The organism is Rhizobacter sp. P2_D12 (assembly GCF_056404395.1).
In genome coordinates, this window is record NZ_JBFUEB010000187.1 from 1 (window position 1) to 6865 (window position 6865).

Annotated in this window: 3 protein-coding genes; all 3 read left to right on the forward strand. The window is 70.0% G+C overall.

Translation table 11 applies throughout. The features are described 5' to 3' along the window. Positions 1 to 1198 (forward strand): efflux RND transporter periplasmic adaptor subunit (locus tag AC1DYN_RS30980; protein WP_477966380.1); only part of this gene is annotated, 1198 nt, incomplete at its 5' end. A gap of 12 nt (positions 1199 to 1210) precedes the next feature. Beyond that, complete coding sequence (locus AC1DYN_RS30985; RefSeq protein WP_477966382.1) at positions 1211 to 4348, forward strand: efflux RND transporter permease subunit; 3138 nt, start codon at positions 1211 to 1213, stop codon at positions 4346 to 4348. Next, positions 4345 to 6865, forward strand: a 2521-nt coding sequence (locus AC1DYN_RS30990) for an efflux RND transporter permease subunit (protein ID WP_477966384.1), incomplete at its 3' end; no start/stop codon positions are given. The genes AC1DYN_RS30985 and AC1DYN_RS30990, both read left to right, overlap by 4 nt.

Consider the following 6865-nt stretch of genomic DNA (forward strand, 5'->3'; position numbering starts at 1 on the left):
CGCCACGACGGTCGGCGTCGCCACCGCGGCGCAGGCCGAGCTGCCGGTGCTGATCGAAGCGCTGGGCACCGTCACCCCCGCCGCCACCGTCACGCTGCGCTCGCAGGTCTCCGGCGTGCTGACCAAGGTGCTGTTCAAGGAAGGCCAGTTGGTCAAGAAGGGCGACCTGCTCGCCACCATCGACGCCCGCCCCTACGAGATGGCCCTGCTGCAGGCCAGCGGCCAGCGCCTGCGCGACGAGGCCCAGCTCGATGCCGCCCGCGTCACGCTCAAGCGCTACCAGACCCTGCTGTCGCAGGACTCCATCGCCCGCCAGGACGTCGACACCCAGGCCGCCCTCGTCAAGCAGCTCGAGGGCACGATCATGACCGACAAGGCCGCCGAAGGCACGGCCCGCCTGAACGTGGCCTACACCCGCATCACCGCGCCCACCAGCGGCCGCATCGGCCTGCGCGTGGTCGACGAAGGCAACCTGGTCTCGACCGGCGACGCCAACGGCCTGGCCGTGATCACGCAGACCGAGCCGATCGACGTCTCGTTCTCGGTGCCGCAAGATCGCCTGCCCGCCATCCAGGCGCGCGTGGCCAGCGGCGCGCAGCTGCCGGTCGCCGCCTACGACCGCACGCGCACCGCCAAGCTCGACAGCGGGATGTTCTCGACCTTCGACAACCTGGTCGACACCACCACCGGCACGGTGCGCGCGAAGGCCCGCTTCAAGAACGAGGGCGGCGCGCTGTTCCCGAACCAGTTCGTCAACGTGCGGCTGCTGCTCGACACCGTGAAGGGCGCGGTCGTCGTGCCCATCACCGCGCTGCGCAACGGCCGCGACGGCGACTACGTCTACGTGCTGCAACCCGACCGCACCGTGAAGCAGCGCAGCGTGACGCGCGGCCAGGCGACGGTCGACAAGGTGGCCATCACGGCCGGCCTGGAAGCCGGCGAGCAGGTCATCACCGAAGGCGCCGACCGGCTGAAGGACGGCGCCCGCGTCACGCTGTCGGCCGACCGCGCCGCCTCGGGCGCGCAAGGCGCTTCCGGCCCGGCCGGCGCGTTCCCGCCCGGGCGCCGCGCGTCCGGCCCGCGCGGCGCCCGGCCCTTCGGAGACGGCGCGTCGGCACCGGCCGGCTTTGCATCCGGCGCCTCCGGTTCCTGGGGCGAGCGCCGCCGCCAACGCCGCGAGCAGGCCGAACCGCAGTAAGCCGGACCGCCCATGAGTCCGTCACGTCCCTTCATCGAGCGCCCGGTAGCGACCTCGCTGCTGATGCTCGCCATCGTGCTCGCCGGCCTGGTGGGCTTCAAGTTCCTGCCGCTGGCGGCACTGCCGCAGGTCGACTACCCGACCATCCAGGTGCAGACGCTGTATCCCGGCGCCAGCCCCGAGGTGATGACGAACACCGTCACCGCGCCGCTGGAGAAGCAGTTCGGCCAGATGCCCGGCTTGCAGCGCATGAGCTCGTCCAGCGCGGCCGGCGTCTCCATCGTCACGCTGCAGTTCTCGCTCGGCCAGACGCTGGACGTCGCCGAGCAAGAGGTGCAGGCCGCCATCAACGCCGGCGGCTCGCTGCTGCCGGCCGACCTGCCGGCGCCGCCCGTCTACGCCAAGGTCAACCCGGCCGACGCGCCGGTGCTCACGCTGGCCATCACCTCCGAGTCGCTGCCGCTCACCGAGGTGCAGAACCTGGTCAACACGCGCCTGGCGCAGAAGATCTCGCAGGTCAGCGGCGTCGGCCTCGTGTCGCTGAGCGGCGGCCAGCGCCCGGCGGTGCGCATCCAGGCCGACACGCAGGCGCTCGCGTCGTACGGCATCGGCATCGACACGCTGCGCACCGCCATCACCGGCGCCAACGCCAACAGCGCCAAGGGCAGCTTCGACGGCCCGACCCGCACCTACAGCATCAACGCCAACGACCAGTTGCTGACGGTGGACGACTACAAGTCGCTGGTGGTCGCCTGGCGCAACAACGCACCGGTGCGCATCGCCGACGTGGCCCGCGTGGTGAACAGCGCCGAGAACGTGCGCCTGGGCGCCTGGGCAGGCATGGCGTGCAGCGACTGCCAGGCCGGCAGCGAGCGCCCGCTGGTGCCCGCCATCATCCTGAACGTGCAGCGCCAGCCCGGCGCCAACGTGATCGCGACGGTCGACGGCATCAAGCAGCGCCTGCCCGAGCTGCAGGCCGGGCTGCCGGCGAGCGTCAACGTCAACGTGCTCAGCGACCGCACCACCGGCATCCGCGCATCGGTCAAGCACGTCGAGATCGAGCTGCTGCTGGCCGTGGTGCTGGTGGTGATCGTGATCTTCGCCTTCCTGCACAGCCTGCGCGCCACGGTGATCGCGAGCCTGGCGGTGCCGATCTCGCTGATCGGCACCTTCGGCATCATGTACCTGCTGGGCTACAGCCTGAACAACCTGAGCCTGATGGCGCTCACCATCGCCACCGGCTTCGTCGTCGACGACGCGATCGTGATGATCGAGAACATCGCCCGCTACATCGAGGAAGGCGAGCCGCCGATGCAGGCGGCGCTGAAGGGCGCGACGCAGATCGGCTTCACCATCATCTCGCTGACGGTGTCGCTGATCGCCGTRCTGATCCCGCTGCTGTTCATGGGCGACGTGGTGGGCCGGCTGTTCCGCGAGTTCGCGGTGACGCTGGCGATCACGATCCTGATCTCGGCGGTGGTGTCGCTGACGCTGGTGCCGATGATGTCGGGCCGCTGGCTGACCCAGCATGAGGATCCGAAGACCGCGAAGGGCTTCGGTGCCGCCACGCAGCGCCTGTTCGACCGGGTGATCGCGCAGTACGACGTCTGGCTCACCTGGGTGCTCGACCGCCAGGCGTTGACGCTGCTGGTGGCCGCCGCCACGCTCGCGCTGACCGTCGTGCTGTACATGGTGATCCCCAAGGGCCTGTTCCCGACCCAGGACACCGGCCAGCTGAAGGCCCGCATCGAGGCCGCGCAGGACGTGTCGTACAGCCGCATGGCGGCCCTGCAGCAGCAGGCCGCGCGGGCCCTCCTGGCCGACCCGGACGTCGAGAGCCTCAGCTCCTTCACCGGCGTCGACGCGGCCAACAACACGATGCTCAACACCGGCAGCATGCTGATCAACCTGCGCGGCAAGCGCAGCGGCACGCAGGCGCAGATCATGGACCGGCTGCGCGAGCGCGTGCAGAAGGTGGCCGGCGTCACGCTGTACCTGCAGCCGACGCAGGACCTGACCATCGACGCCGAATCCGGACCCACCGAATACCGCGTGTCGCTGGAAGGCGTCAGCAGCGACATCGTCTCCGAATGGGCGCACAAGCTGGCCGACCGGCTGCGCGACGTGAAGGAGGTGCGCAACGTCGTCACCGACGCCGGTGCGCAGGGCATGTCGGCCTACATCGACATCGACCGCGACACCGCGGCGCGCCTGGGCATCACCGCCAGCTCGATCGACGACGCGCTGTACAGCGCCTTCGGCCAGCGCATCGTCTCGACCATCTTCACCGAGACCAACCAGTACCGCGTGATCTTCGAGGCCCAGCCGGGCCTGGTGAACAGCGCGCAGACGCTCGGGCTGCTGAACCTGCGCACCAGCTCGGGCGAAGCGACGCCGCTGTCGGCCATCGCGACGATCCGCGAGAAGCCGTCGCCGCTGCAGGTGACGCACGTCGCGCAGTACCCGGCCACCACGCTCGGTTTCGACACCGCCAGCGGCTCGTCGCTGGGCCATGCGGTCGACGCGATCAAGCAGGCGGCCAAGGACATCAACCTGCCGGCCGGCGTGACCATGACCTTCCTCGGCGCGGCCGGCGCCTACCAGGCCTCGCTGGCCAACGAGCTGTGGCTGATCCTGGCCGCGCTGGTGTGCGTCTACATCGTGCTGGGCGTGCTGTACGAGAGCTACATCCACCCGCTGACCATCCTGTCGACGCTGCCCTCGGCCGGCGTCGGCGCGCTGCTGGCGCTGATGCTGTCGGGCAACGACCTGGGCGTGATCGGCATCATCGGCATCATCCTGCTGATCGGCATCGTCAAGAAGAACGCGATCATGATGATCGACTTYGCGATCGASGCCGAGCGCARMGARGGCAAGTCGCCGCGCGAGGCCATCCACCAGGCGGCGCTGCTGCGCTTCCGGCCGATCCTGATGACGACGCTGGCGGCGCTGTTCGCAGCGCTGCCGCTGATGTTCGGCGGCGGCGAAGGCTCGGAGCTGCGCATGCCGCTGGGCCTCGCGATCTTCGGCGGGCTGATCGTCAGCCAGGTGCTGACGCTGTTCACGACGCCGGTCATCTACCTCGGCTTCGACCGGCTGGGCCGGCGCGTGCGCAAGGCCGGCCCGATCGCTGGAGAGGCGGCAGGATGAACCTGTCCAAGCCCTTCGTCACGCGGCCGATCGCGACCGTGCTGCTGACCATCGGCATGGCGCTGGCCGGCATCGGCGCGTTCTTCGTGCTGCCGGTGGCGCCGCTGCCGCAGGTGGATTTCCCGACCATCTCGGTCAGCGCCTCGCTGCCCGGCGCGAGCCCCGACACGATGGCCAGCAGCGTGGCCACGCCGCTGGAGCGCCACCTGGGCACCATCGCCGGCGTCAACGAGATGACCTCGTCGAGCTCCACCGGTTCGGCCCGCGTGACGCTGCAGTTCGACCTGAGCCGCAACATCGACGGCGCGGCGCGCGAAGTGCAGGCGGCGATCAATGCATCGCGCGCCGACCTGCCGGCCACGCTGCGCAGCAACCCGACCTACCGCAAGGCCAACCCGTCGGACGCGCCCATCATCATCCTGGCGCTGACCTCGAAGACGCGCACGCCGGGCCAGATCTACGACGCGGTGTCGAACATCGTGCAGCAGAAGCTGGCGCAGGCCGACGGCGTCGGCGACGTCGAGCTGGGCGGCGGCTCGCTGCCGGCGGTGCGCGTCGAGCTGCTGCCGTTCGCGCTGAACCGCTTCGGCGTGAGCTCGGAAGACGTGCGCGCCGCCATCCAGGCCTCGAACGCGAACCGGCCCAAGGGCGCGATCGAAGACGGCGAGCGCCGCATGCAGATCTACACCCCGCCGCCCGGGCGCACCGCGGCCGACTACCGCAGCCTGGTGATCGCGTGGCGCAACAACTCGGCGGTGCGGCTGTCGGACGTGGCCCGGGTCAGCGACGGCGTCGAGAACGTGCGCACGCTGGGCCTGTTCAACGGCCAGCCGGCGGTGATCGTGCTGCTGACGCGCCAGCCCGGCGCCAACGTGATCCAGACGGTGGACGGCGTGCGCGCGCTGCTGCCCGAGCTGCGCGCGCAGCTGCCCAGCGACATCGACCTGCAGGTGGCCTCGGACAGCACCAACTCGATCCGCGCCTCGCTGCGCGAGATCGAGGGCACGCTCGTGATCTCGGTGCTGCTGGTGGTGGTGGTGGTCAGCGTGTTCCTGCGCAGCCTGCGCGCGACCATCGTGCCGGCCGTCGCGACGGTGGTGTCGCTGCTCGGTACCTTCGGCATCATGTACCTGCTGGGCTACAGCCTGAACAACCTGAGCCTGATGGCGCTCACGGTGGCCACCGGCTTCGTCGTCGACGACGCCATCGTCGTGCTCGAGAACACCAGCCGCCACATCGAGGCCGGCATGGACCGCTTCGAGGCGGCGCTGCGGGGCGCGCGCGAGGTCGGCTTCACGGTGCTGTCGATCAGCCTGTCGCTGGTGGCGGTGTTCATCCCGCTGCTGTTCATGAGCGGCCAGGTGGGCCGGCTGTTCCGCGAGTTCGCGGTGACGCTGTCGGTCGCGGTGCTGATCTCGCTGCTGATCTCGCTGACGACGACGCCGATGATGTGTGCCTGGCTGCTCAAGCCCGGCGGGCACCTGCAGAAGCCACCGGGGCGGCTGGCCCGGGTCTCCGAGCGACTGTTCGCCGGCGTGCTGCGCGGCTACGAGCACAGCCTCGACTGGGCGCTGCACAGCAAGGCGCTGGTGATGCTGATCCTGCTGGCGGTGATCGGGCTCAACGTGTACCTGTTCAACGCGACGCCCAAGGGCTTCTTCCCGCAGCAGGACAACGGCCAGCTGAACGGCGGGCTGTCGGCCGACCAGAGCATCTCGTTCGAGGCGCTGCAGGGCAAGTTGAAGCAGCTGGTCGACATCATCCATGCCGACCCGGCGGTCGACACCGTGGTCGGCTTCACCGGCGGCGGGCGCGCCGGCGGCGGCTTCATGTTCATCAACCTGAAACCGGTGGGCGAGCGCGCCGACAGCGGCCAGGCGGTGATCGCGCGGCTGCGCCCGAAGATGGCGGTGGTGACCGGCGTGCAGCTGTTCCTGAACCCGGTGCAGGACCTGCGGGCCGGCGGGCGATCCAGCAACTCGACCTACCAGTACACGCTGAAGAGCGACAACATCGCCGACCTGCGCACCTGGGCCACCAGGCTGGCCGACCAGATGCGCACCAAGGAGGAGCTGGCCGACGTCGACACCAACCAGCAGGACAACGGCGTGCAGGCCTTCGTCGACATCGACAAGGCGACCGCGGCGCGGCTGGGCATCACGACGCGCGACGTCGACAACGCGCTGTACGACAGCTTCGGCCAGCGCCAGATCGCCACCATCTACGACGAGCTGAACCAGTACCACGTGGTGATGGAGGCGGCGCGCAGCCTGACGCGCAGCCCGACCTCGCTGAACGACGTCTACATCCCGCGCTCGGCCGGCACCGGCGCGGTGGCCGCGGCCGCCACCGTGTCGGCCAACCCGGCGCTGCGCGACGCGTCGGGCGGGCAGGCCTTGAGCAACACCGCCGACACGATGGTGCCGCTGTCGACGCTGGCGCGCTTCTCCGAGAGCGCGACGCCGACCTCGATCAACCACCAGGACGGCGAGCTGGCGACCACGGTGTCGTTCAACC